We start from the raw sequence: 23,059 nt of genomic DNA, 5'->3' as shown, positions 1-23,059 counted from the left end.
GAAGTGTGAAGATTACAAAGGGGAAAGTTATAGGTGTAATCATACTTATTGCACTATGTATACCATTTACTGCATGGAAAGAGTCAAAAGTGAAAAATTTTCCAGTTTCTATTTTTTCTTCCTATGTAGAAGTCGAAAACCCGAAAGACTATAAGTACACTGCTTTTGTACCTGACTTTGCAATTTGGATACATGGATGGGAAAAACAGCGATCTGAAGGTGAAATAACGTCATATAAAAAAGGGGATCGAACTGTAATTGTTCACCATCCACCTGGCAATGATGGTTTTTATCTATATGATACAAATGATATTAGAGAATATACGCAACCGTAAGAAGTGGAGGTTAAATAGTGAAAGCTTCAACATTACTATTTAAAATTGAAAGTAATATGGATCAATTTTCACCAGCCGAAAAGAAGGTTGCCATGTACATAATGGAGAATGCTGAGATTGTTCCGAATTTAACGACGAAAGAAGTGTCAACGAATGCAGGTGCAAGTGAGGCGAGTGTTGTTCGCTTTTGTAAATCGATTGGAATCGGAAGCTTTAAAGCATTTAAGATAGCGCTCGTTCGTGAATTAACGATTGCTGATTATAATATTAATGATTTTTCAGTGATGAATACGGAAGATGGACCGTACGATTTGTTTAATAAAGTTACATATGTGAATAAAGCTGCAATTGAGGCGAGTGTTACTGCGATGGATAAAAAGGAACTTGAGAAAGCTGCAGATCGTATTGTAAATGCGGATAAAATTATATTTTACGGAGTAGGCGGATCGGCTACTCCGGCGATGGACGGGGCTTATAAATTTACAAGGCTCGGATTTACAGCGATGATGCTATCTGATTTTCATATGATGTTGCCACTCGTCACGAATTTAAAAGAGGGAGATATATTTGTTGCGATTTCAACTTCTGGTCGTACGAAAGATGTACTTGAAATGGCGCAATATGCGAAGAAGCGAGGGGCTACAGTTATTGCGATTACGAAGCTAGACCAATCATCTCCGTTATATAAAGCGGCAGACATTCGCCTTTGTATGCCAGATGTAGAGCAAGACCATCGCATTGCGAGTATTGCTTCGAGAATGACGCAACTGAATATGATTGATGCTTTATATGTGATTACTTTCAATCGAATTGGTAATAAAGTATTAGATCAATTTATGGAGACGAGAGAAGAAGCATTACGGTTACGGAAATTGAAGTAGAAGAAAAGATGGGGAGACTCATCTTTTTTATTATCTTTGACACAAATATGTCATGTTGTGAAATTTTATTTCATAAAATAAGAAAGAGTTATTGATTTTTAGTTTCTTAAAGTTATAATAAAAGTGTGAAATATAATTTCGAAGAGGGTGGCAATATGTTAGAGAATTTATCGACAGAACACCGTAATGAGAAGACGATGAATTTAGATGAGATGAGTATAAAAGAAGTGTTACAAAGTATGAATGAAGAAGATCGAACTGTTGCGTTAGCAGTTGAAAATGAAATAGAAGAAATTGAAAAGGTTGTACAAATTGTTACTAAGTCTTTTGAAGAAGAAGGCCGTTTAATTTATATTGGGGCTGGTACGAGTGGCCGTTTAGGCATTTTAGACGCAGTAGAATGTCCCCCGACATTTGGAACAGATGATAACATGGTTCAAGGATTTATAGCAGGTGGATTGAAAGCGTTTACTAAGGCGGTGGAAGGTGCCGAAGATCGTGAAGAGTTAGCAAAAGAAGATTTAAAAAGTATTGGATTAAACGAGAAAGATACGGTTATTGGAATTGCAGCAAGTGGTAGAACACCCTATGTAATTGGCGGATTGAAATATGCAAGTAGCGTGGGAGCAAGTACAGCTAGTATTTCCTGTAATAAAAATGCTGAAATAAGTAAATATGCAAAACTAAATGTGGAAGTGGAAACAGGCGCAGAAATATTAACAGGCTCAACACGGTTGAAGGCTGGCACAGCGCAAAAGTTAGTACTCAATATGATTTCTACAGCGTCTATGATTGGTGTAGGGAAAGTATATAAAAACTTAATGGTAGATGTTCAATCTACAAATGAAAAATTGGTAGAACGCTCAAAACGAATTATTGTTGAAGCGACAGGCGCTAGTTATGAAGTAGCTACAGAGTGTTATGAGAAAGCAGATCGAAATGTGAAAGCTGCAATCGTTATGATATTACTACAGTGTGAATATGGGGAAGCACTAGAAAAATTAAAAGGTGCGAAAGGATTTGTGAAGAAAGCACTTTAAACTTTGGGGAGGGGGATTCTATTATGAAGAAAGAAGAGAGAATGGCCAAAGAAATTTCAGAGCAGCTTGGGGGAGTAAAAAATATTCGTGGCATTGCTCATTGTATGACGAGGTTACGATTAACGCTTCATGATGAAAGTAAAGTGAACATGGACCTTTTAAAAAAGGTTGAAGGTGTTATGGGAGTGATTGAAGATGAAACGCTTCAAGTTGTTGTTGGACCAGGGACAGTAAATAAAGTAGCAGCTGAGATGGAAGGTTTAACGGGACTGCGAATTGGTGAGGTGGCAGATCACCACCTTGAAGATCTTGGGCAAGAGATGAAGTCAGAGATTAAGAAGAAAAATAATACACCAGTGAAAAACTTTTTAAGAAAAATAGGAAGTATTTTCATTCCGCTAATTCCGGGGCTTGTTGCGTCAGGAATTATAAATGGGGTTGCTAACTTTGCGAAAAACGCAGGTGCTGATCCGAATGCAACGTGGCTACAAATGCTACTACTTATTGGCGGCGGTATCTTTACATTCTTAGGAATTTTAGTCGGTTGGAATACAGCGAAAGAATTTGGTGGGACACCAGTTCTTGGGGCAATTGCAGGTATTTTAATTTTCAACCCAGCGATGGCGAACGTAAAATTATTCGGTGAAGCGCTAGTACCCGGACGGGGCGGATTATTTGCAGTTATTTTTGCAGCATGGCTTATGGTTGTAGTTGAGAGACGAGTACGAAAAGCGGTGCCAAATGCAGTTGATATTATCGTAACACCACTCATTACTGTATTAGCTGTAAGTATAGTAACGATGTTAGCGATTCAGCCAGTAGCAGGCTTCTTATCTGATGGTATTACAAGCGGTATTAATGCAATTTTAAATGTTGGCGGAGCATTTGCTGGAGCTGTGCTTGCCGGAACATTTTTACCTCTCGTAATGGTCGGATTACATCACGGTTTAACACCGATTCATATGGAATTTATTAATCAAACGCACGTAACGCCTTTATTACCAGTATTAGCAATGGCTGGCGCTGGGCAAGTAGGAGCAGCAATTGCGATTTATGTGAAAACAAAAAATAAACGCCTTCGTAATGTGATTAAAGGTGGATTACCAGTAGGATTTTTAGGAATTGGCGAACCGCTATTATACGGGGTTACATTGCCACTTGGGAAACCGTTTATTACTGCTTGTTTAGGAGCGGCTGTCGGTGGTGCATTCCAAGCTGTTATGAAAACGGCTTCACTCGGAATAGGTGTATCAGGATTATCATTAATTCCGTTAATTGCTGATAATAAATATTTATTATATTTCCTTGGATTAGTAGTAGCATATACGTTCGGATTCATCTTTACGTACTTCTTCGGCTTTAAAGAAGAAATGGCAGAAAACATATAGAGAAAGGGATTCCTTTCTCTTTTTTTATATTAATAGAAGGAGAGATTCATATGATAGGATTTTCAATTTATCTTTCAAAAGAGCGAGTAGAGAAACAAGAAGCATGGTTAAAACTAGCGAAAGAAAACGGATTTTCATCTATTTTTACATCTCTTCACATTCCAGAAGATGATCCGAATACGTATAAGGAGTTAATTCAAATACTTGGGAAACAAGCTCTCGAAAATGAAATGGAATTAATGGTTGATGTCTCTCCAAAATCGTTAAACCATTTAGGGATGACGTATGAAAATGTGGAAGAGTTATTAGACTTTGGCATTACTGGTTTACGAATGGATTACGGTATTACGCCAAAAGAAATCGCACGTGTATCTCATAAGATGAAGGTAGCGTTAAACGCGAGTACGATTACAGAATCATTTTGGAAAGAGTTACTTGCGGAAAATATACGAGTAGATCGAGTAGAAGCGTGGCATAATTTTTATCCGCGTCCAGAAACAGGACTAGCCAAATCATTCTTGCAAAAACAAAATAAATATTTACATGAGTGCGGAATAAAAACGATGGCGTTTATTCCGGGAGATGGTGAAAAACGCGGTCCGTTATATGAGGGCTTACCAACTTTAGAAAAGCACCGCAGTATGCGCCCGCTTCAAGCATATTTAGAACTTGTGCAAGATTGTGCTGTTGATAAAGTGCTAATTGGAGATATAAGCGGGAGCCTAGAGAGTGTACAAGAAATCTCGAGTGCAAGTGGTGGGATTATTCCAGTGCGATATGAGTCATTTATAAATGCAAGTGAAGTATTAAAAGTGGTAGAGCAAGTGCATACAAATAGGTTAGATCCGGCTCGTGATGTAATTCGTTCTGTAGAATCGCGCGAAGAAAATAAAGTTGCATTACAACCGATGAATACAATTTCAAGAAAACGAGGCAGTATTACAATTGATAATGAATTGTACGGTAGATATGCTGGTGAAATGCAAATAGTTATAAATGATTTACCTGAAGATAGGAAAGTGAATGTTGTTGGAATGGTGATGGAAGAAGATGTGTCTTTATTGTCTTATATAGGTGCTGGGAAAAATTTTCAACTTTTTTCTAGGTAATAGAGCGAAAGCTTGAATTAGCACTATTTTATAAAAAACATTATCTGCAAAAAGGATAATGTTTTTTGGTTTCTTTAAAAAAGTATTTGACGAATGAAAAGAAATACCGTATTGTTTTGTATTGTGAATAAATGTTTACCATAACAAAACAAAAAAGGAGAGTTCAGAATGAATCAATATATTGGGAATTTAATTATTCGTATCGTATTAGGAGTTACTTTTTTTGCACACGGTTTAGCAAAGTTTCAATCAGGTATAGATAACGTAGCAGGATGGTTTACAAGCATCGGTTTACCAGGTGGTCTTGCATACGGCGTAGCAACAGTTGAATTAGTTGGTGGTATATTATTAATTATCGGTTTAGGCGTGAGGTATGTAGGATTGTTATTCGCTCTTATTTTGGCTGGAGCTATCGTAAAGGTAAATGGAGCAGCAGGCTTATTAGGAGATGGAAAGAATCCGGGATATGAATTAGATCTTGCATTATTATCAATGGGTGCGTATTTATTCGTTGTAAAAGCAGAAGGATATGTAGATCGCTTCTTAAAAGAGAAAGTAATGAAAACGAAGTAAATTTTATTTTTTTAGTGTTGACTTGACGACTTGGTGTAACTATAATGATTACATCAAGTCGATTAGTAATAAAATGATTCGTATATTTTTTTATTCTAGTTGTAACTAAATTGGTTACAACTAGAATAAAGCTTAAAGAATAAAGGAATATAAAAGAGTAAATAAAAAGTGGAGGAAATAACATGTCAAAATTACATTTAGAGGTTTTTACAGGATCTGAGCAAGCATTTCAAGTTACATCCACAATTGTATACGGAGAAAAAGATGCAATTCTTATCGATGCACAATTTTTATTAAGTGATGCGCACCGTTTAGCAGCTCAAATTATTGAAACAGGAAAGAATTTAACTCATATTTATGTGACTCATTTCCATCCAGATCACTATTTTGGATTAAATGTATTACATGAAGCATTTCCAGAAGCGAAGATTGTTGCATTACGGAATACTGTTGAAGATATTCGTAACACATTTGAGAAGAAAGTGGAACAGTGGAAACCATCTATTGGGCATAATGTTCCTCATCAACCAATTGTTCCAGAGGAATTAACAGAAGAGAAATTGATTTTAGAGGGAAATGATTTAATCATTAAAGGTGGTTTGCAAGGTGATACACCGAATAATAGTTATGTATGGATTCCATCATTAAAAGCCGTTGTTACAGGCGATATCGTTTATAACAATACTTTCGTATGGACGTTAGAAACAGATGCTGAAGCTCGTCATAAATGGTTAGACACATTAAGTGAACTTGAAAATCTTCATCCTGAAATTGTTGTAGCGGGTCATCGTGATTATGACGTACCAAATACAGCAGACGCGATTAAACATACTCGTAAATATTTAGTTGCATTTGATGAAGTTCTTGCAGGAAATCCTTCAAGTGAAGAAATTCAAACGGCAATAAAGGAGCGGTTCCCGCACGTTAAAGCGTTAGAAATTGGACTTGTTTTAGCGGCAAACGCGTTTGGGGTGAAAAAATAATGAAGCAAAAAACAAATTTAGAAATTGTTCGAAGCACATATGAAGGATCAGCTTCTTCGAATGCAAAACATTTAGCAGAAGCATTTTCTGAAAAAGTGGAATGGACAGAGGCAGAAGGTTTTCCGTACGGCGGAACGTATATAGGTACAGAAGCTATAATGGAAAATGTATTTAGTCGTTTAGGATCAGAATGGGATGATTATAAAGCGAGTGTAAATACGTACCATGAAGTAAACGGAAAAGATGTAATTATTGCTGAAGGTGTTTATTCAGGAGTTTATAAAGAGACGGGAAAATCATTTGAGGCGGAATTTGTTCATGTATGGCAGCTTGAAAATGGAAAAATCGTGAAATTTAAGCAATATGTGGACAGTTACATTGTACGAGAAGCGATGAAGGTTTAAAATGAAATAAGGAAACAAATGGAATCGGCTGTGCGCAGGCGATTCCATTTGTTTATGTAATTATTAGGGGGAATGGGGAGTACATAATATGAAAAAATGGATAATAGGGACAATTACAATGATTGTAATTGCGGTAGGAGCTGTATTCGGTGTTACTAAACTTCTTAATTATATAGAGGAGGAGGAGAAGAGTCTTAAAACGCAAAAAGTGATGAGCCAACAGGACAAGAAAGTTGCGGAAGAGAAGCCACAATTTAGTGAGGATGAAATTATTTCTACAATGCATAGGATGGTACATCAAAAAGTGAAATCATCTGATAAATGGGGATTTATCGAAATGACAAATAAGGAAATTCGTAGTGCGAAGAACGCAGTAGAAAGCAGTACAAATTTTAAATATAAAGCAAAGCTACTTTCTACTTTGGAGCGTTGGGAGAAAGGGGATTTTTCACAAACGGTTGAGGATCATAACTTTTTGTGGGAAATTCAAGGTGGTGATACCGGAAAGGCAACAGAACGTTTATCGCCAGAAGAAGAAAAGCAGTATGTGAAAGAAATGAAAGGTAAATAAAAACATCGCCACTCTGGTGGCGATGCTTTTTCATTAAGAATGCTTTCGTACTAAAGCTCTAGTCGTCTGAGGAGAAACAGTTTTAAAATGAGAGAATAAATAGCACCCTGTAACGACGATAATTGTCCCGAAAATTTGAATCCATGTTAGTTCTTCTCCAAGGAAAATAAATGCTAAAATAGCTGTGAAAATTGGATTGAAATTTAGAAAAATCCCCGATGTAGTAGCGCCTAATTTCTGTACACCAATATTCCAAAACACCATACAAAGTACTGTTGAAATGAGTCCTGTATATAAAAGTGATGTTATGAAGGAAGAGTTGATATTGGAAACAGTGAAGCTACCTATGTTAAATGGAAGCAATAAAATGACACCAAAAATGCCAGAATATAATGTAGCCATTAGCGGTGTAACTGTTTTTGTCGCCCATTTACTACAAACAGAATAAATGCCCCAAATACAAACTGCTGCAATCATCCATAAATCCCCGCTATTAAAATGTAGTGAAAATAAAAGAGCAAAGTTTCCTTTTAAAAGAACGAGGATGACCCCAAAAAATGAAAGAATCATAGAAAGAATTTGAAGTGTATTTACTTTTTCTTTTAGAAATAGCACAGAAAATAATGCAATTGAAATAGCGTTCAATGTAGAAATAAGACCTACATTCGTTGCGGATGTTTTTTCTAGTGCTAAAAATTGAAAAATGTTGAAAAGGGCGACGCCTGTAATTCCCATAATTACTAACGGGATTATAGCAGCACGCGGTGGAATAATTTTCTTCTCTTTAAACCATACGAGTGGTAATAAACAAACAATCGCAATCATCCATCTTAAACTTGTCAGTGTCATCGGAGACGCATGATCGACAAGTGATTTCCCAACGACAAAATTTCCTCCCCATAATAAGCTTGTTAATAATAGTAAAAAGACGTAAAAATAAGGCATACTAAAAACCCCTTTGTTGAAATAAGAATGAACTGTAAATAATTTTAGCATTTTTCTTTATTATCTAATATATTCTTTTATATAATGGTAAAAACTCGATAAAATGTTTCGTTAGAAATCTTATTTACAGAAAAACATTCAGTTTTATATAAGTTATGAGATGTTTCTTCGAATAATCGTCGGTAAGAAAAAAGGGGGAATTTTGATGGAGTCATCTGTTATTAAAGTGCTTGATGATTTGGATGTGAAAATTTTAGATATATTGCAGAAAGAATCACAAGTAAGTAATGCAGAGCTTGCACGCCGTGTTAATTTATCTCCAGCTGCGATGCATGCACGAATAAAAAGGTTAGATGGGGAAGGTTTTATTGATAAGCAAGTAGCAATTTTAAATCAAGAAAAGCTTGGATTTGATTTATTATGTTTCATTTTTATGAGCACGAATATTCATCAGTATGAAAAGCTTGAAGTGTTAGAACGAGAATTAGAATCTATGCCTGAAGTGTTAGAATGTCACTGTTTAACAGGAGAGTATGATTATTTATTAAAAGTTGCAAATCGTGATCGTAAGGAACTGGAGCATTTTATTAGAAAGCTGAATAAGCTTGGTATTACACGTATACAGACGAGTTTAGCACTTCGTGAAATTAAATATTCGACGGTATTGCCGATACGAAATGAGGAATCAAGCATCGATTAAGTTGCTTGGTTTTTTGTTTATGTAAAGTGAAACTTTAATCAGTGGGGGTTTTGTTCATCCACCACTGATTATTAGCCTTCACCAATCGGGCGTTTAGGGGCAGCCCGACTCCCACCTACCTTCTTTGCTTCAGCCGAATTTTGAGGTGGGAGTCTTACTGCCCGTTAATGCGGGATAAAATTCAGAAAAGTGATTGACGGGGAGAAAAGAGAGATGTATTATTATATGAAATTATGTATTAAAATTCATTCGTTGTTATAAATATTAATGCTGGGGGCAAGGGGATATAATATGAAAATCTTTAATGCGGTTACAAGTGATGTGAAAGAAATTTATAATCTCATTGAAATGTATGCAAAAGAAGGAGTTGTTTTGCCGCGTTCTCTTTTGTCTCTCTATCAATATTTACAATGTTTATATGTTATGAAAGAAGGGGAGGAAGTCGTTGGAGTTGCTGGTTTGCATGTGTTAGGAGAGGATCTCGCAGAAGTACGATCGTTAGTAGTTTCGCATACATATGCAGGAAAAGGGATAGGGCGTAAGTTAGTGAATCATGTAATGAATGAGGCGGCAAAGATAAAAGTGAACAGGGTAATTTCTTTAACATATGAAACAGAATTTTTTCAAAAGTGCGGGTTTGATTTTGTGAATAGACAAGCATTGCCAGAAAAAGTGTGGATTGATTGTAGACATTGTCCAAAAGTTGATTATTGTGATGAGCTGGCGATGATACGGTATGTGGGGTGAAATTTTTAGAGAGAAAAAAGGCCCACTATTATTTAAGAAATAGTGGGTATCTATATTTTAATCAGAAATGAGATGTTGTTAAGAATTTGAATTCGTTTGTCTCACTGCAAAATTAAAAATGGGATTTTTAAGCTCATAGTTATAAGTAGAACCATCGACAAGCCCTACAACTTTATCGCTATCATAAAGGTCGAGCATAAATTGTGCCATTTGTTTTGCAGTGTGGAATTTTGGTACAACATTATCGTATTGGAATTCATCAATATCAAATGAACGTTTTGCGAATTCTGTTTCAGTTGCAGCAGGAGCTAAAACTTTTGCTTGTAGTTTTGCACCTTGTTCTTTCAGTTCGTGAGATAGTCCTTCTGTAAATGCACTTACATAAAATTTCGTAGCGCAATACGTAACAGCATTGGCAACAATCGTATATCCACCGCCTGATGAAACGTTAATAAGCTGTGTTCCTGCGGTCATTGAATAATCTCGAACGAAAAGGGAAGATAGTATTGTTAGTGCTTCTATATTTACATGCAACATCGTTTCTATCTTGTTTAAATTTTGTTCAGCAATTGAGGCGAAATTACCAAAACCTGCGTTGTTAATCCACGTTTCAATTTGAAAACTTTGTAGACTTTCATAAAATTTATAAATTTCTTCAGTGACTGATAAATCAGTTCTTCGAATGACAACATCCAATTCCGGATGCATTTCGTTAATTTTTAATTTTAATTCTTCTAATTCTGCTTGTCTTCGAGCTACAAGTATTAAGTTTTTTCCGCGAGATGCAAAGGCTAAAGCGGATTCATAGCCAATTCCTGAACTAGCACCAGTAATAACAGTATATTTCATATAAAAGCCTCCTAAATTCAAATTAATTTATCATGGTTAGATTGTATTTGTTAGAGTATACTCTAAGTCAAATGTTTTTTATAATTTGGATAAGGCAGTAAAATATATGAGAGTAAATGGCGTGCGAAGGGAGTATGGTTATGTACACAATTAGCGAGGTAGCTAAATTATTAGGAGTGAGCACACATACATTACGTTATTATGAAAAGGAGAACATATTAATTGCAAATCGCGATGTAAATGGGAATAGATTGTATGAAGAGTCACATATAAAGTGGTTGCAGTTTGTAATGAAGTTAAAACAAACACAAATGCCGATAGCGAAAATAAGAGAATATGCTAGATTATATTTAGAAGGAGAGCATACAACCGAAGCTCGTTTACAACTGTTAGAAAATCATAAAAAATCTATTCGAACTCAAAGAGAAAACTTAGAAATTACAGAGAAGATGCTCGAAAATAAAATTATTGCATACAAAGACTCGTTGAAAAGTAAATAGCGTACAAAATATTTCGTTCTTTGTTGCATGTTGAAAAGGGAGTACAGGTTTTTGTTTTGGAATTTATCTATGAGTATTTTATTATAATGTGCCGATAAATTAAAAAAGAGCAGTTAGCTAAAAGCAACTGCTCGATTCAAAGGGATCTCCAAGGGGGGAATGGAGAAAATATTATGTTACTACCATTATTGACAGATTATTAAGAAATATTCATGTGGATTTAAGAAATTTAAAATATTTTTTGGTTAATAGAATCCGGGTGTTGACACTTTATCAATTGGTCATGTAGAATATTTATGAATGACATTCAGTCATTTTTTCTGTGAAAGGGTGTAGATAAGCAACTTTTATATGTAGTTAGCTTAATAACGGAACAAATATAAGGATAAATGAGGATGATATTGGTTTTTTAAATAGTAGTTAGCGTGAGATTATATTTTTTAATTAAAAATGACTGACGGTCAGTCAGTAAATAATAGAAGGTGAGAGATATGAAAAATAAAGCTTGGTTATATGTCATATTAACATGTATCTTTGAAATTTTTTGGGTGTTTGGTTTTAATACAGCTCATACTTGGTGGCATTGGGTCATTATTGTAGGAGTTATCGCTGTTGATTTTTATTTTCTTTCTAAAGCATGCGAACATCTTGCAACAGGGACTGTATATGCTGTGTTTGCCGGAGCTGGTACGGTAGGTACTTTCCTAATGGATGTATTCCTTTTCGGCGGCAGTTTCAGTGTAGGAAAACTATTCTTTATCGTGATGGTCGTAGCGGGCGTTATCGGTTTAAAATTGGCTGATAATAAAGAAGAAACCGCGGAAGAAACTATGGAAGGAGCTGCTTAAAAATGGGTTGGTTTTTCGTATTTTGTGCTGCAATTAGTGAAATAGTCGGTGTGATAGGCCTTAAAATGTATAGTAAAGATAAGACGTTAGCAAATGGAGCGATTTATATAGGTGGATTTGCAACTTCCTTCGCATTCTTATACACATCTTTCTTGTTCTTACAAGTAAGTGTAGCTTATGCGGTTTGGATTGGCATTGGAACAGCAGGAGCTGTTTTATTAAATATGTTTCTGTTTGGTGAATCAAAAAGTAAGGCACGTTTGATTAGTGTAGCTCTTATCGTATGTGGAGTTACTGGATTAAAGGCTCTTTCATAAGAAAAGGATATTAAAGTTAAATCTCCTAACGATTTGTTGGGAGATTTTTATTATGAAAAGTGCACGATGATTGACAGTACAGCTAATTATTTTATAAAATGAGTGACAGTCATTCAATACGCGTGTGAAAGGGTTTAGATGATGAATAAAAAAGAAAAAATTGTCTATGCAGCTATTGAAGTGTTTCAGGAAAAGGGCGTTGAAAAAACGAAGATTTCTGATATCGTGAAATTGGCTGGCATAGCACAAGGAACTTTCTATTTATATTTTCCTTCTAAGTTATCTGTTATGCCTGCAATAGCAGAAGTGATGGTTGAGAAGATGATACTTGCAGTGAAAGAAAAAGTACAGAACGATTCACCTTTTTCAAGTAAAGTTGAGCAAGTAATAGATGCAGTATTTACCTTTATAGCTGAATATCGTGAAATACAAGCATTAATGTATGCGGGCCTTGCATCAACTGAACATATAAAAGAATGGGAAGCTGTATATGAGCCTCTTTATATATGGCTAAGTGACTTTTTAAGTGAGGCAAAAGAATCAGGTGAAATTCGTGATTCGGTTCACGCTGAGCGAACAGCGAAGTTATTTATCGCTCTTGTTGAATCAGCAGCGGAACAAGTTTATTTATATGATCATAAAGATGATGAGCAAGTCGAGCTACAAAAGGCAGAAGTACTAGATTTTTTAACACATGCACTACATATAAAGTGAAACTTTAAACAGTGGGAGGGTTCATCCCCACTGTTTATTAGCCTTCACCAATCGGGCATTTAAGGGCAGTTATCTCCCACCTAACTTCCTCGCATTCGCTGAATTTTGAGGTGGGAGTCTTACTGCCCGTTAATGCGGGATAAAGAAGTAGTAAGATGAACCTGTCTGAAAAGGTAGGTTCATTTCTGCGGGAAACTGAATGATAGTCATTCACCCTGTGTTTATGTATGTGTGGAAGGATAGAGTGAAATTCTAATGAGTGGGGACATCTTTACTCAGTATGAGCCCACAAATAGCAGGATAAAGAAAAAGCTTCTTGGGCATTATTTTTGAGAGGAACTACGGGAAGAGGTGTTAAAAATTGAAAAAACCGATAAAAGAACAAAAGATGGTATTGATCATTCTTTTGAGTAATATATTTATCGCTTTTTTAGGGATTGGATTAATCATTCCGGTTATGCCATCCTTTATGAATGATATGAATTTAACAGGAAAGACGATGGGTTATCTCGTTGCAGTGTTTGCAATGGCGCAGCTTATTACTTCACCTATTACGGGTCGTTGGGTCGACATTTACGGTAGGAAGAAAATGATAATCATTGGATTATTTATTTTTGGTGTTTCAGAGCTTCTTTTTGGATTAGGTACAGATGTGTGGATGCTTTATGCAGCTAGGGTGTTAGGCGGAATTAGTGCCGCGTTTATTATGCCGGGTGTTACGGCATATGTTGCTGATATTACTTCTATTCAAGAACGTCCAAAGGCGATGGGATATCTTTCAGCGGCTATTAGTACCGGATTTATTATAGGGCCTGGAATCGGCGGGTTTATTGCAGAATACGGTATACGTGTGCCGTTCTTTGTGGCAGCAGTGATTGCCTTTGTTGCATGCGTGATTTCTATATTTATTTTGAAAGAGCCGTTAACGAAAGAAGAACTTGCAGAGATTGCAGCTAATACGAAAGAATCCAGCTTTATCGGAGATTTAAAGAAATCATTAAATCCAATGTATGCAATCGCATTTATTATTGTATTTGTACTCGCATTTGGATTATCAGCATATGAAACTGTGTTTAGCCTGTTCTCTGATCATAAGTTTGGTTTCACACCGAAAGATATTGCTGCAATTATTACGATTAGCTCCATCTTTGGGGTAGTTGTGCAAGTATTTATGTTTGGCAAATTGGTTGACATGTTCGGTGAGAAAGTATTAATTCAAATATGTTTAATTGTAGGTGCAGTATTAGCATTCGTCTCAACTGTAGTCTTTAATTATTGGATTGTACTTCTCGTTACTTGCTTTATTTTCCTAGCATTTGATTTGCTTCGTCCAGCTTTAACGACGTTTTTATCAAAAGCAGCTGGAAAAGAGCAAGGATTCGTTGCTGGTATGAACTCAACGTATACGAGTTTAGGAAATATCGCAGGACCAGCGATGGGCGGAATATTATTTGATATAAACATTAATTATCCATATGCATTTTCAGGTGTTGTTTTAATCGTTGGTCTCGGCATTACATTTATGTGGAGAGAGAAACAACTAGCTCAAAGTTTTGCGAAGTAATGTAGTGAATAACGAAAAGCCTCTTACTATTTTTATGGTAAGGGGCTTTTCGTTTATAAACTTAATCCAAACCGCTTTAATTCAATAAATATCCCCTCTAATTGCTTTCCTTTATCCGTTAACGTGTACTCTACGCGAGGCGGGACTTCTGGGTATACTTTTCTCGTTATAATCCCTTGCGTTTCCAATTCTTTTAGGCGAAGCGATAAAGTTTTCGGACTAATCCCATCCATTGATTTTTGTAAATCGCTAAATCTTAATGTTCCTTCGATAAGAAGATCGCGAATGATTAAAAACGTCCATTTTGTACTAATTACGTCAAGCGTTTTAGCGATAGGACAAGGTATACCAGGTAAACCTTTCGTTAATACAACTGGATCTATATTGCTCATGGAAATAGCCTCCATAAAAATTTTTTGAATGAATTTTCCTTATCGTATCACAAAACTATACTTTTGGTAACTATATGAAAAAAATATCACTACTTCCATAAAGGAAGTTAGTGCATATACAATAGCAATACGAAATACAAAGGGTTTGTATGAGGAGGAGGTGATTTCCATGGGTATGAAAAAGTTGTTTATGTTTCTTAGTTTTTTTGTCATTTGTATTGTGCTTGTAGCATGTAGTGGTGAGCAAAAAAATGAAATTCAGTTATTAAAGGAAATGCCGAAGCCAAAAGCAATGACAATTGATTCTTCATTAAGTAAAAAGGAAGCGACAGAAATCGTGCATGCAGCTCAGCGTTTTTATGCATTTTGGGATACAGGTAAAGAGGAGCTTATTCCGCAGACGGTTACTAAAAATTTTTTCGATAACACACTGCCGAAAGGTCGACCACAAGGCACTGAAGGATTAAAGCTTGCGGCGCAAAATTTTCGCAAAGTCGTTCCTGATATACATTGCGAGATTGAAGATTTATTAGTGGTTGGTGATAAAGTAACAGCTCGTCTTTCTTTTACAGGAACTCATAATGATAAGAAAATCAATTTTTTTGCAATTGATATTTTGCATGTGAAAGACGGAAAGATAACGGAAGATTGGCATTTAGAAGATAATCTTACGCTGAAGCAGCAACTCGGCTTAATAGCTGAAGAGTAAAATAAGGGAGAGAAAAGTGATGAAAAATATATTCATTATAAATGGGCATGAAAAATACGGTACGAAAGAAGGACGATTAAATAGAACGTTAGTTGATTATATGGTAACTGTATTAAGTGAGAATCATTATGTGAAAACAACAACGATTCAAGATGGATATAGTATGAAAGAAGAACAAGATAAATTTCTATGGGCTGATGTTGTAATTTATCAAACACCTATTTACTGGTTTAGTGTACCGGGATTATTTAAAACATATATGGATGAAGTGTATGAATACGGTTTGTTCTTTAAAGGTGCAGATGAATATGGAACAGGTGGTTTATTAAAAGAGAAGCAGTATATGTTTTCTACAACTTGGAATGCACCTGAAAAAGCATTCGGAGATAAGACGAAGTTCTTTGAAGGAGAAAGTTTAGAATCAGCACTTAGTCATTTACATCGTGTGCAGAAGTTTATTGGTATGAGTCCGTTAAAGAGCTTTGCTTGTTATGATGTGGTGAAAAATCCTACTGTTGAGAAGTATTTAGAGAACTTGAAGAACCATTTAGAAGAAGTCATTCAATAATTACAGTCATAATATGTAGGCTTATTCATTTATACAATTGGATTTACAATACTCGGAGTGAGCTATAGTTTATGGATCTTATTAATCGCAGGGCTTTTCCAAACTGTAGGAGAGATGATGTATGTGCCAGTTCGTCAATCTATTATGGCAGATATGGTGCCGAATGAGGCAAGAGGCTCTTATATGGCGATTAACGGAATGGTCTTTCAAGTTGCGAAAATGAATGGTGCATTAGGTGTTATGCTAGGGTCATTTATTGCATCTTGGGGCATGAGCGCTCTATATTTCATCGTTGGTATGAGCAGTATTTTATTATTTATGAAGGCGATAGGGAAAGAGAAGTATCAGAATGAAGGAAATGTTTCTCAGATTGGATGAAACTATATAAAAGCGAACCAGTTATACTGGGACTCGCTTTTTATATAATTTTTAAAACGGATCAACTTCAGCTAAATCAGGATTGGCGTTAGGGTTTGTTAATAAGGTTTTCAGCTCACCTACTTCTGAGAGAGCGACGAGGATATAACCACTAATAAGGACGATGAGTCCGATGACTCGTAATGTTTGCAATTTAATGTCACGGCTATTTTCTTCTGAGTTGTTTTGGGGCGTTGCAGGTGGATTGTTGTTCATAATAGAGCTCCTATCTTTTTTATTTATATGTGCGAAATCATTATTAACTTATGGATAGGAATCGTATAGTCATTTTCACTATATGAGAACTGCCTATGAAAAGTGATTAGAAATTTTGGGACGAGAAAAGAGGCTGTCTCAAAAAATCATTAAAGATGAAGAAATGTTTCATATGGTGTTAATTTTGTTTTTTACAAATAAAAAGGTTAACCAAAGTAGTTATTTAGCTACTTTGGTTAACCTATAATAACTATCCTAATATACGCAATGATTCTTCAATAAACACTGGGATGTCCTCTGGTTGTCTACTTGTTACTAGCTGATTTTGGCATACAACCACTTCTTTATCATGAAAATTTCCACCGGCATTTTTCAAATCGACCGCAATGGATTTATATCCAGTCACATCGCGTCCTTCAAGTGTTTGTGCAGTGATGAGTAATTGGGGGCCGTGACAAATAGCAAAAACAGGTTTTTTCGCATCCATAAATGCTTTGCTAAAGCGAACAAAACGTTCATCTGCACGAAGTATATCTGGGGAAAATCCCCCTGGTATAAAGAGGGCATCAAAGTTCTCTGGAGAAACATCATCAATACTTTTATCAATTACGACTTCACTTTTTCCTTGTTTACCGTGTACCGTTTTACCTTTTTCCATTTCAATAGTTGTTAATTCGTATCCCTTTTGATTAAAAGCTTCTACTGGCTCTGTGTATTCTGTGTCCTCGAAATAATCCGTTATTAAAATAGCAATTTTTTTACTCATTGCAATCAGCTCCTTATATTATATAATCGGTTCCAGAATCGTCCTTGAGCAACGCCTTTTATAAAGTGAAACCTTAATTCATATTTTTTCATTCCCTCCAGTTCCTTTGCCCTGTTAATTTAATAACTACCCTTTTTATTAGGACGTAAACATGTATTATCGTTTTTGTATGTAAAAATCATAAAATATCGGTTGTTTCAGTGATTCTTGTTTGAGGAAGAAAAATAAAAAAGCCAAGGAGGTAATTTATTTTTCCCTTGGCTTTTAAGATAATTCTTTTCGTTAAAACGAAGAAACGCGTTGCTTCGTTTTTGGTACAATAATAAATTTGATCCAGATTAACCCGATAATCATAATGATAAGACTATGTGAAAATTGCCCTGTAGCAATGAGTATAATACTTGAAAATACAATGAGTTGAATGCTTAGCAATATAAAGATTAAGCGGAGAAATTGATTCATTCGTTTTTCAGTATCAATTGGATATAATGCTACAATAATATTTCCCGAAAAATATTTCCACAGGGAACGGAGCTGCATAGAAATCATATATAGGACGATATAAGCGAAAGCACCTTTTACATATATATTCGGAATAAAATATAGAGCGAAAGCACCGATCAACCCTAAGCGAATATATATACCGAAATAATCATTACCGCGTAAAAATGCTAGTGTATGTAAATAGAAGAAAGTTGCTCGTTTTTTATGTAATAAAGGTTCAATCCAATTTGTAAGCCATTTTCTTTTATTTACTTGCTTATTCAGTTGCGGAACATCGGTGAAAATGCTAGCAAATTGATAGAAACGAACGTCCATTTTTTCTTCTTGTTCGATTATGTAATCCCACGGTATTCGTTTTGTAGGTTGTTTCTTCGTGTATAGAAGTAGGAAAGCAAGAAGTAAGAGTAGTCCGCCTAACACGATCACATTTGCAGTATAAAACAGCATGTAAATGATCAGGGCGTTACAAGCAATGCGAATGATAAACCATATGCTTTTTTCATAACTATCACGCCACATCCAATGTATGTATATGTTCCAGCCCTTTAGAATCATTAAAATTATAAAGATTGTACATAAGAAAGGTACGGTTAGTTGTAATGATTGCATGGCAAGCGGTACGATAACAAGGAACGTAAATATAAGCGGGAAAAGCTGAATGATGTAATTATATAGAAGAGATTTTTTAAAATAAGATGTTAATTTCTCTTCTAATGCAAGTAAATAGACAGCGTCCGGTTTTTGAATAAATGTGCGAACTTGGCATCTCGTTATAATGAGTGTAAGTACGATCGTGATGAGTAATAAAGATATTCCTTTAGAAGGATCCGTTTTAAGAAACTTAGCGTAATAATATGCACCTACACATGAGACGAAGATGAAGCTATATAGTAAACCGTTAATCATACGTGCAAAGTATGTGATGGCATTTTGAATATGTTGTTGAAAGCGAGAGCTCCATAGTGATTCGATTGACATGTTTTTCACCTCTTTTTTCTATTATATATGTTTTATAAAGTAAAAAACGAGCAAATTGCGTTACGCAACTTGCTCGTTTTTCTTTTCTTTATTTTTTTTCTGATCACGATTCATTAATGGATAGAAGGCAAAGCCAATTCCGAATAAACCAATTCCGAGAAGAAATGTTTTTATATCGGATGCCCCTGTTTTAATAACCCATAGTGCATAGCAAAGTGCGATAACTGCAACTACACCATCCATAATTCTTGAACCCATTTCATTTTTATATGTTTCACCAGTTGCGACTAGTTTTAACTGGAAGATTGGTGAAACGAGATATGGAATGAGGTAGGCCAGTGTTGATACGGTAATAACGAATGTATAAGCTTCCGCAATTGTTCCTGATAATGTTGAGAATAAGAACACTTGCGACATAATGTTTGTTAATCGTAGTGAATGAATTGGACTTCCTTTTTTATTCGTTTTTGCGAAGAAGGAAGGGAAGAAACCTTCTTTTGCAGCTTGATAAGGTACTTCTGAGCTTAATAAAATCCAGCCTAATATTGAACCGAATAGGGAAGTAAGAGCAAGTAATGCCATAAGTTTCCCGCCGCCGTGACCCATTGCAGCGTTTAATGCATCTGCTAATGGACGTTCAGAAGCTTGTAATTTATCAACGTGAAGTACACCCATTGTTAAAATTGTAATTCCTAAGTAAATTGCAACTGTGATAAGTAATCCTGCAACAGTTGCGCGTTTTACCGTTTTTGGAGAGGTAGCTCGGTTTGATAAAAGAACGGCTGATTCAATCCCGATAAATGCCCAAAGTGTTGTAAGAGCAGCTAAGTTTACTTGTGAAAGTAGACCGTGTGATACGCCTTCTTTATCGATCATTGGTGTGTACCATTGTCCAAATTTTGAAGCTTCGAACGCAAATAACGTAACAATGATGAATAGAAGGAATCCAGTTACTTTCGTTGTTGTTGCTAGGAAGTTGAGCTTCCCAGCTCCACTTACACCGTTTGTTAAAATTAAATGTGTTCCCCAAAGTAAGATGGAACAAATAGTAAATGTAATTAGTTTTCCAACTTCTATATCGAACGAGCCGATTGAAAATAGTAGTCGTGTATCTTTCATAATCGGGAAGAAGAGTGATAAATATCCCGCGAAAGATGTAATGATGGCAACGTTACTTGCCCAGTTTGCAACCCAATATCCCCATACCATGCTGAAACCAGCCATTTTCTTTCTTTTTGGTGTTGAGAATAAAGCATATGCATGACTTTGTGGTCCTGTCGTTAAATCAGGACGACGAATTGCTAAATTACCGAAAACAAGAGCTAGCATTAAAACACCAAACCCTGTTGTTAACCAAGCTAAAGTGACACCGAGTGGGCTTGCTGTTTGTGCTAACGTACTTGGCACCATGAAAATACCAGCGCCAACCATGTTACCGACAACGAAAGCTGTTAGTACCCAAAAGCCCCATTTTTTTTGTTGCATAGAAAATACCTCCAAAGTTAGTATAACCAAGTCAAGCGAGGAGATATGTATGTCTTCCTGATAAGGAAGAGAAGGTCCAAACAAAACAAAAAAAGCACGTAATTTGCCGCTACATGCTTTCTATCTTATAAGAAACCCACGACATACCTCTCGATAGCTCTCCACAAACGAAACGTTTGTGACAGTTCTGCACTTATTAAATGCAGACCCAGCAAGCGTGCATGGTGGACACGACTTACTTCGGCAATCATTCCTTTCTCATTTCTTCATCAATGCCACTACATCTCCTGAAATGATACTCTTAATGACTGCAACCTCTACCTCACCGAGATACGAATGAGGATTTATGTATTAAATTAACATGTTTAAGAGTAACAAATGTATTTTTATACGTCAATGGATATAGTAATAATCAGATTATAGAGAAGAATTTGTTATTAGGTCCCGGAGGGTTTTAACTAAAAAGCAGCTGACCTAAATATTAGATCAGCTGCTACATATAAGATTAAACTAAGTTTAATACAGTTACTTTTTGACGAGTCATAGACTCAAGGCTCTTACGAATACCTTGTGCGCCCATACCTGAACCTTTTACACCGATGAATGGGAAGTGGTCAGGGCCGCGCTCTGTGCGTCCGTTAATTTGAACAGAACCAGTGTCGATTTTGTTAGCAATTGCAAATGCTTTGTTAATGTCTTTTGTGAAGACACTTGCTTGCAGACCGAACTCTGATTTGTTAGCAATTTCAATCGCTTGTTCGTCAGAAGAAACACGGATGATTGGAAGGATGGGGCCAAATGGCTCTTCCCAAGCAACTTTCATTTCTTCTGTTACGTTGTCGATTAATGTTGGGTAAATTAGGTTGCGCTCACGTTTGTTACCGATAACGATTGTTGCACCTTTTTCAGCAGCATCGTCAATTAAACCTTGAACGAAGTCAGCAGATTTGTCGTCGATTAATGGAACGATTGTGCTGTTTTGTTCTGGAGATCCAACTGATAGTGCAGCTACTTGCTCTTTTAATAAGCCAGCTAGTTCGTCTGCTACATTTTCATGTACAAGTACACGCTTAATAGCTGTACAACGTTGACCTGAGTAAGAGAATGCACCGCTTACGATATGCTTTGCAGCTTCTTGTAAGTCTGCATCTTCACAAACGATACCAGGATCTTTACCACCAAGTTCTAATACAAGTGGAATCATCGCAGCTTTTTTCGCTAAATGTTTACCTGTATTTGTACCACCTGTGAACGATACCATATTTACGCCAGGATGTTCTACTAAGTAGTCACCAATTACAGAACCGCGTCCTGTAGCTACGTTTACAAGACCTTTTGGAAGGCCAGCTTTATGAAGTGCTTCAACCATTTTAACACCGCTAATTGCACCTTGAGTTGCTGGTTTGAAGATAACAGCGTTACCCATAATAAGTGCTGGTGCAAGTTTTGCAGCAGATAAGTTTACTGGGTAGTTAAATGGTGCAATTGCTAATACAACACCAAGTGGTGCGCGCTGAATAATCGCAAGTTTAGATTTAGATCCACCAGGGAAGCTATCACCCATCATGCTTTCACCGTGCATGTGAAGTGCTTCGTCAACTGTGTAACGAATTAAGTCAGCTGTACGAACGACTTCTTTTTGCGCATCTTTATAGCCTTTACCGACTTCTTTCATAATGATATCGGCAATTTCATCTTGCATATTTACGAGCTCATCAGCCCATTTATATAAATATTTTGCGCGATCTTGTAGAGAAGCTTCAGCCCATGATTTTTGAGCTTCTTTTGCAGATGCAATTGCTTCATCTACTTCTCCTTGAGTAATTGCTTGTACTTGCCCAATTACTTCGTGTAAGTATGGAGATGGAATGTCGATTGTTTGACCTGAAGAGCTTTCTCTCCATTCTCCGTTTAAATAAAATTTGTACGTATTGCTAGTTGTCATGATTAGTCCTCCTAAAATAGCAACTTGTAAGAGTGAGTATAAGGTGATTGTAGGTGGTTTGATAATATTTTTCAAATGAAATGTTTGTGAAAACGATTTCTTACTATTTTTTTATTTTGTATGCCCTTTCTTACAGAAGATTCTCTTATTTCAAACTGAATTATAAGCAGAATGCATCACTTTTATTTTTTGTGATAAAAGATTATTTTATTCTAAAGCGAAAAAAATAATTGACAGAATACTCAATGAAGTTGTAAGATTATAAATGGAAAATAAATGAAGGGGGTGTGCGTAATGATTGTAATCGTAAATGTAATGGGCTTAGCTCTGTTAAATGGCGGAAAACATTCATATCATTACGCAACCCGTGCGGATATATAGGACCTTTTTGTCTTATGAGAAGCGTACGTTGCGTATATCGTAACGTACGCTTTTATGCATTCTATTGCATATCGTCAAGCGGCGGTATGCTTTTTTTTGTTTGTTTTCCTTGTTACTATAAAAAATTAGAATTTGGAAGGTGGAAAAATGTGATGAAATTGTATGGCTTACGAAATGTAAATGTGATGGGTTTGGATAGCGGATAAAGAAATGTGAATCAAACGGGAACG

At 36.0% G+C, this 23,059-nt stretch carries 26 protein-coding genes, 1 pseudogene and 1 riboswitch; of the genes and pseudogenes, 19 read left to right on the top strand and 8 right to left on the bottom strand.

What is annotated here, in order from left to right; genetic code table 11:
• The first annotated feature begins 5 nt into the window (after positions 1-5).
• From NSS74_RS19565 to NSS74_RS19525, 9 genes are all read left to right on the top strand, one after another.
• Positions 6-335 (top strand): outer surface protein, encoded by a 330-nt coding sequence (locus NSS74_RS19565; protein ID WP_340814142.1) that lies wholly within the window; start codon positions 6-8, stop codon positions 333-335.
• A gap of 17 nt (positions 336-352) precedes the next feature.
• Positions 353-1,216, top strand: coding sequence for a MurR/RpiR family transcriptional regulator (locus tag NSS74_RS19560; RefSeq protein WP_340814140.1), 864 nt, complete (start codon positions 353-355; stop codon positions 1,214-1,216).
• Positions 1,217-1,371: 155 nt separating this feature from the next.
• Entirely contained in the window at positions 1,372-2,256 is an 885-nt protein-coding gene (murQ, locus tag NSS74_RS19555) for an N-acetylmuramic acid 6-phosphate etherase (protein ID WP_002166328.1), read from the top strand.
• A 23-nt stretch (positions 2,257-2,279) separates the two neighbouring features.
• Entirely contained in the window at positions 2,280-3,644 is a 1,365-nt protein-coding gene (locus tag NSS74_RS19550; RefSeq protein WP_002029962.1) for a PTS transporter subunit EIIC, read from the top strand.
• Between the two features lie 50 nt (positions 3,645-3,694).
• A complete protein-coding gene (locus NSS74_RS19545; RefSeq protein WP_340814137.1) occupies positions 3,695-4,753 on the top strand; it encodes a DUF871 domain-containing protein in 1,059 nt (352 codons plus the stop codon).
• A 168-nt stretch (positions 4,754-4,921) separates the two neighbouring features.
• Positions 4,922-5,326 (top strand): DoxX family protein, encoded by a 405-nt coding sequence (locus NSS74_RS19540; RefSeq protein ID WP_001077751.1) that lies wholly within the window; start codon positions 4,922-4,924, stop codon positions 5,324-5,326.
• A gap of 182 nt (positions 5,327-5,508) precedes the next feature.
• The gene (locus NSS74_RS19535; RefSeq protein ID WP_215590775.1) at positions 5,509-6,309 is read left to right on the top strand and encodes an MBL fold metallo-hydrolase; all 801 of its coding nucleotides are present in this window, start codon (positions 5,509-5,511) and stop codon (positions 6,307-6,309) included.
• Positions 6,309-6,713 carry a nuclear transport factor 2 family protein gene (locus NSS74_RS19530; protein WP_215588743.1) on the top strand — a complete coding sequence of 135 codons (405 nt, stop codon included), beginning with the start codon at positions 6,309-6,311 and terminating at the stop codon, positions 6,711-6,713. Before NSS74_RS19535 ends, NSS74_RS19530 begins: the two co-directional genes overlap by 1 nt.
• Before the next feature lie 88 nt (positions 6,714-6,801).
• Positions 6,802-7,284 (top strand): PRK06770 family protein, encoded by a 483-nt coding sequence (locus NSS74_RS19525; RefSeq protein WP_002140496.1) that lies wholly within the window; start codon positions 6,802-6,804, stop codon positions 7,282-7,284.
• A 33-nt stretch (positions 7,285-7,317) separates the two neighbouring features.
• Here NSS74_RS19525 and NSS74_RS19520 read toward each other — a convergent pair whose 3' ends face one another.
• Positions 7,318-8,229 carry a DMT family transporter gene (locus NSS74_RS19520; protein WP_002140497.1) on the bottom strand — a complete coding sequence of 304 codons (912 nt, stop codon included), beginning with the start codon at positions 8,227-8,229 and terminating at the stop codon, positions 7,318-7,320.
• A gap of 205 nt (positions 8,230-8,434) precedes the next feature.
• On the opposite strand from NSS74_RS19520, the gene NSS74_RS19515 reads away from it, so the two are divergent.
• Positions 8,435-8,929: an Lrp/AsnC family transcriptional regulator gene (locus NSS74_RS19515; RefSeq protein WP_002029975.1), complete on the top strand. Its 495-nt coding sequence runs from the start codon at positions 8,435-8,437 to the stop codon at positions 8,927-8,929.
• A gap of 291 nt (positions 8,930-9,220) precedes the next feature.
• Positions 9,221-9,676 carry an N-acetyltransferase gene (locus tag NSS74_RS19510; RefSeq protein ID WP_159146269.1) on the top strand — a complete coding sequence of 152 codons (456 nt, stop codon included), beginning with the start codon at positions 9,221-9,223 and terminating at the stop codon, positions 9,674-9,676.
• Positions 9,677-9,754: 78 nt separating this feature from the next.
• Here NSS74_RS19510 and NSS74_RS19505 read toward each other — a convergent pair whose 3' ends face one another.
• On the bottom strand, positions 9,755-10,525 hold the full coding sequence (locus tag NSS74_RS19505; RefSeq protein ID WP_340814133.1) for an SDR family NAD(P)-dependent oxidoreductase: 771 nt from the start codon (positions 10,523-10,525) through the stop codon (positions 9,755-9,757).
• A gap of 140 nt (positions 10,526-10,665) precedes the next feature.
• On the opposite strand from NSS74_RS19505, the gene NSS74_RS19500 reads away from it, so the two are divergent.
• The 5 genes from NSS74_RS19500 to NSS74_RS19480 all read left to right on the top strand — a co-directional run bounded on the left by NSS74_RS19500 (position 10,666) and on the right by NSS74_RS19480 (position 14,468).
• Positions 10,666-11,025: a MerR family transcriptional regulator gene (locus tag NSS74_RS19500; protein WP_012260378.1), complete on the top strand. Its 360-nt coding sequence runs from the start codon at positions 10,666-10,668 to the stop codon at positions 11,023-11,025.
• Positions 11,026-11,516: 491 nt separating this feature from the next.
• Positions 11,517-11,873 (top strand): DMT family transporter, encoded by a 357-nt coding sequence (locus NSS74_RS19495; protein ID WP_002140502.1) that lies wholly within the window; start codon positions 11,517-11,519, stop codon positions 11,871-11,873.
• Between the two features lie 2 nt (positions 11,874-11,875).
• A complete protein-coding gene (locus NSS74_RS19490; RefSeq protein WP_000539672.1) occupies positions 11,876-12,190 on the top strand; it encodes a DMT family transporter in 315 nt (104 codons plus the stop codon).
• A 138-nt stretch (positions 12,191-12,328) separates the two neighbouring features.
• Positions 12,329-12,904 (top strand): TetR family transcriptional regulator, encoded by a 576-nt coding sequence (locus NSS74_RS19485; protein WP_002029987.1) that lies wholly within the window; start codon positions 12,329-12,331, stop codon positions 12,902-12,904.
• Positions 12,905-13,265: 361 nt separating this feature from the next.
• The gene (locus tag NSS74_RS19480) at positions 13,266-14,468 is read left to right on the top strand and encodes an MFS transporter (RefSeq protein ID WP_002140503.1); all 1,203 of its coding nucleotides are present in this window, start codon (positions 13,266-13,268) and stop codon (positions 14,466-14,468) included.
• Between the two features lie 53 nt (positions 14,469-14,521).
• Here NSS74_RS19480 and NSS74_RS19475 read toward each other — a convergent pair whose 3' ends face one another.
• Positions 14,522-14,860: a winged helix-turn-helix transcriptional regulator gene (locus NSS74_RS19475; RefSeq protein ID WP_002188429.1), complete on the bottom strand. Its 339-nt coding sequence runs from the start codon at positions 14,858-14,860 to the stop codon at positions 14,522-14,524.
• Between the two features lie 169 nt (positions 14,861-15,029).
• Between NSS74_RS19475 and NSS74_RS19470 the strand changes: the two genes are divergently transcribed.
• From NSS74_RS19470 to NSS74_RS19460, 3 genes and pseudogenes are all read left to right on the top strand, one after another.
• The gene (locus NSS74_RS19470) at positions 15,030-15,569 is read left to right on the top strand and encodes an ester cyclase (RefSeq protein ID WP_340814128.1); all 540 of its coding nucleotides are present in this window, start codon (positions 15,030-15,032) and stop codon (positions 15,567-15,569) included.
• Between the two features lie 19 nt (positions 15,570-15,588).
• Positions 15,589-16,137 (top strand): NAD(P)H-dependent oxidoreductase, encoded by a 549-nt coding sequence (locus NSS74_RS19465; protein ID WP_340814127.1) that lies wholly within the window; start codon positions 15,589-15,591, stop codon positions 16,135-16,137.
• A gap of 12 nt (positions 16,138-16,149) precedes the next feature.
• Positions 16,150-16,515, top strand: a pseudogene (locus NSS74_RS19460) (MFS transporter); the annotation flags it as partial.
• Positions 16,516-16,566: 51 nt separating this feature from the next.
• On the opposite strand, the gene NSS74_RS19455 reads toward NSS74_RS19460, so the two are convergent.
• From NSS74_RS19455 to gapN, 5 genes are all read right to left on the bottom strand, one after another.
• Entirely contained in the window at positions 16,567-16,770 is a 204-nt protein-coding gene (locus tag NSS74_RS19455) for a hypothetical protein (RefSeq protein ID WP_002010828.1), read from the bottom strand.
• Positions 16,771-17,020: 250 nt separating this feature from the next.
• Positions 17,021-17,536: a type 1 glutamine amidotransferase domain-containing protein gene (locus NSS74_RS19450; protein WP_002029999.1), complete on the bottom strand. Its 516-nt coding sequence runs from the start codon at positions 17,534-17,536 to the stop codon at positions 17,021-17,023.
• Positions 17,537-17,818: 282 nt separating this feature from the next.
• Complete coding sequence (locus NSS74_RS19445; RefSeq protein WP_002010831.1) at positions 17,819-19,018, bottom strand: ABC transporter permease; 1,200 nt, start codon at positions 19,016-19,018, stop codon at positions 17,819-17,821.
• A 60-nt stretch (positions 19,019-19,078) separates the two neighbouring features.
• The gene (locus NSS74_RS19440) at positions 19,079-20,503 is read right to left on the bottom strand and encodes an amino acid permease (protein WP_002140512.1); all 1,425 of its coding nucleotides are present in this window, start codon (positions 20,501-20,503) and stop codon (positions 19,079-19,081) included.
• Positions 20,504-20,649: 146 nt separating this feature from the next.
• Positions 20,650-20,831, bottom strand: a riboswitch (Lysine riboswitch).
• A gap of 177 nt (positions 20,832-21,008) precedes the next feature.
• Positions 21,009-22,448 carry an NADP-dependent glyceraldehyde-3-phosphate dehydrogenase gene (gapN, locus tag NSS74_RS19435; protein WP_002140513.1) on the bottom strand — a complete coding sequence of 480 codons (1,440 nt, stop codon included), beginning with the start codon at positions 22,446-22,448 and terminating at the stop codon, positions 21,009-21,011.
• Positions 22,449-23,059: the final 611 nt, after the last annotated feature.

The organism is Bacillus sp. FSL E2-8868, assembly GCF_038005505.1.
Taxonomy (GTDB): Bacteria; Bacillota; Bacilli; order Bacillales; family Bacillaceae_G; genus Bacillus_A; species Bacillus_A mycoides.
This window is presented reverse-complemented; position numbering and strand designations above follow the sequence as displayed.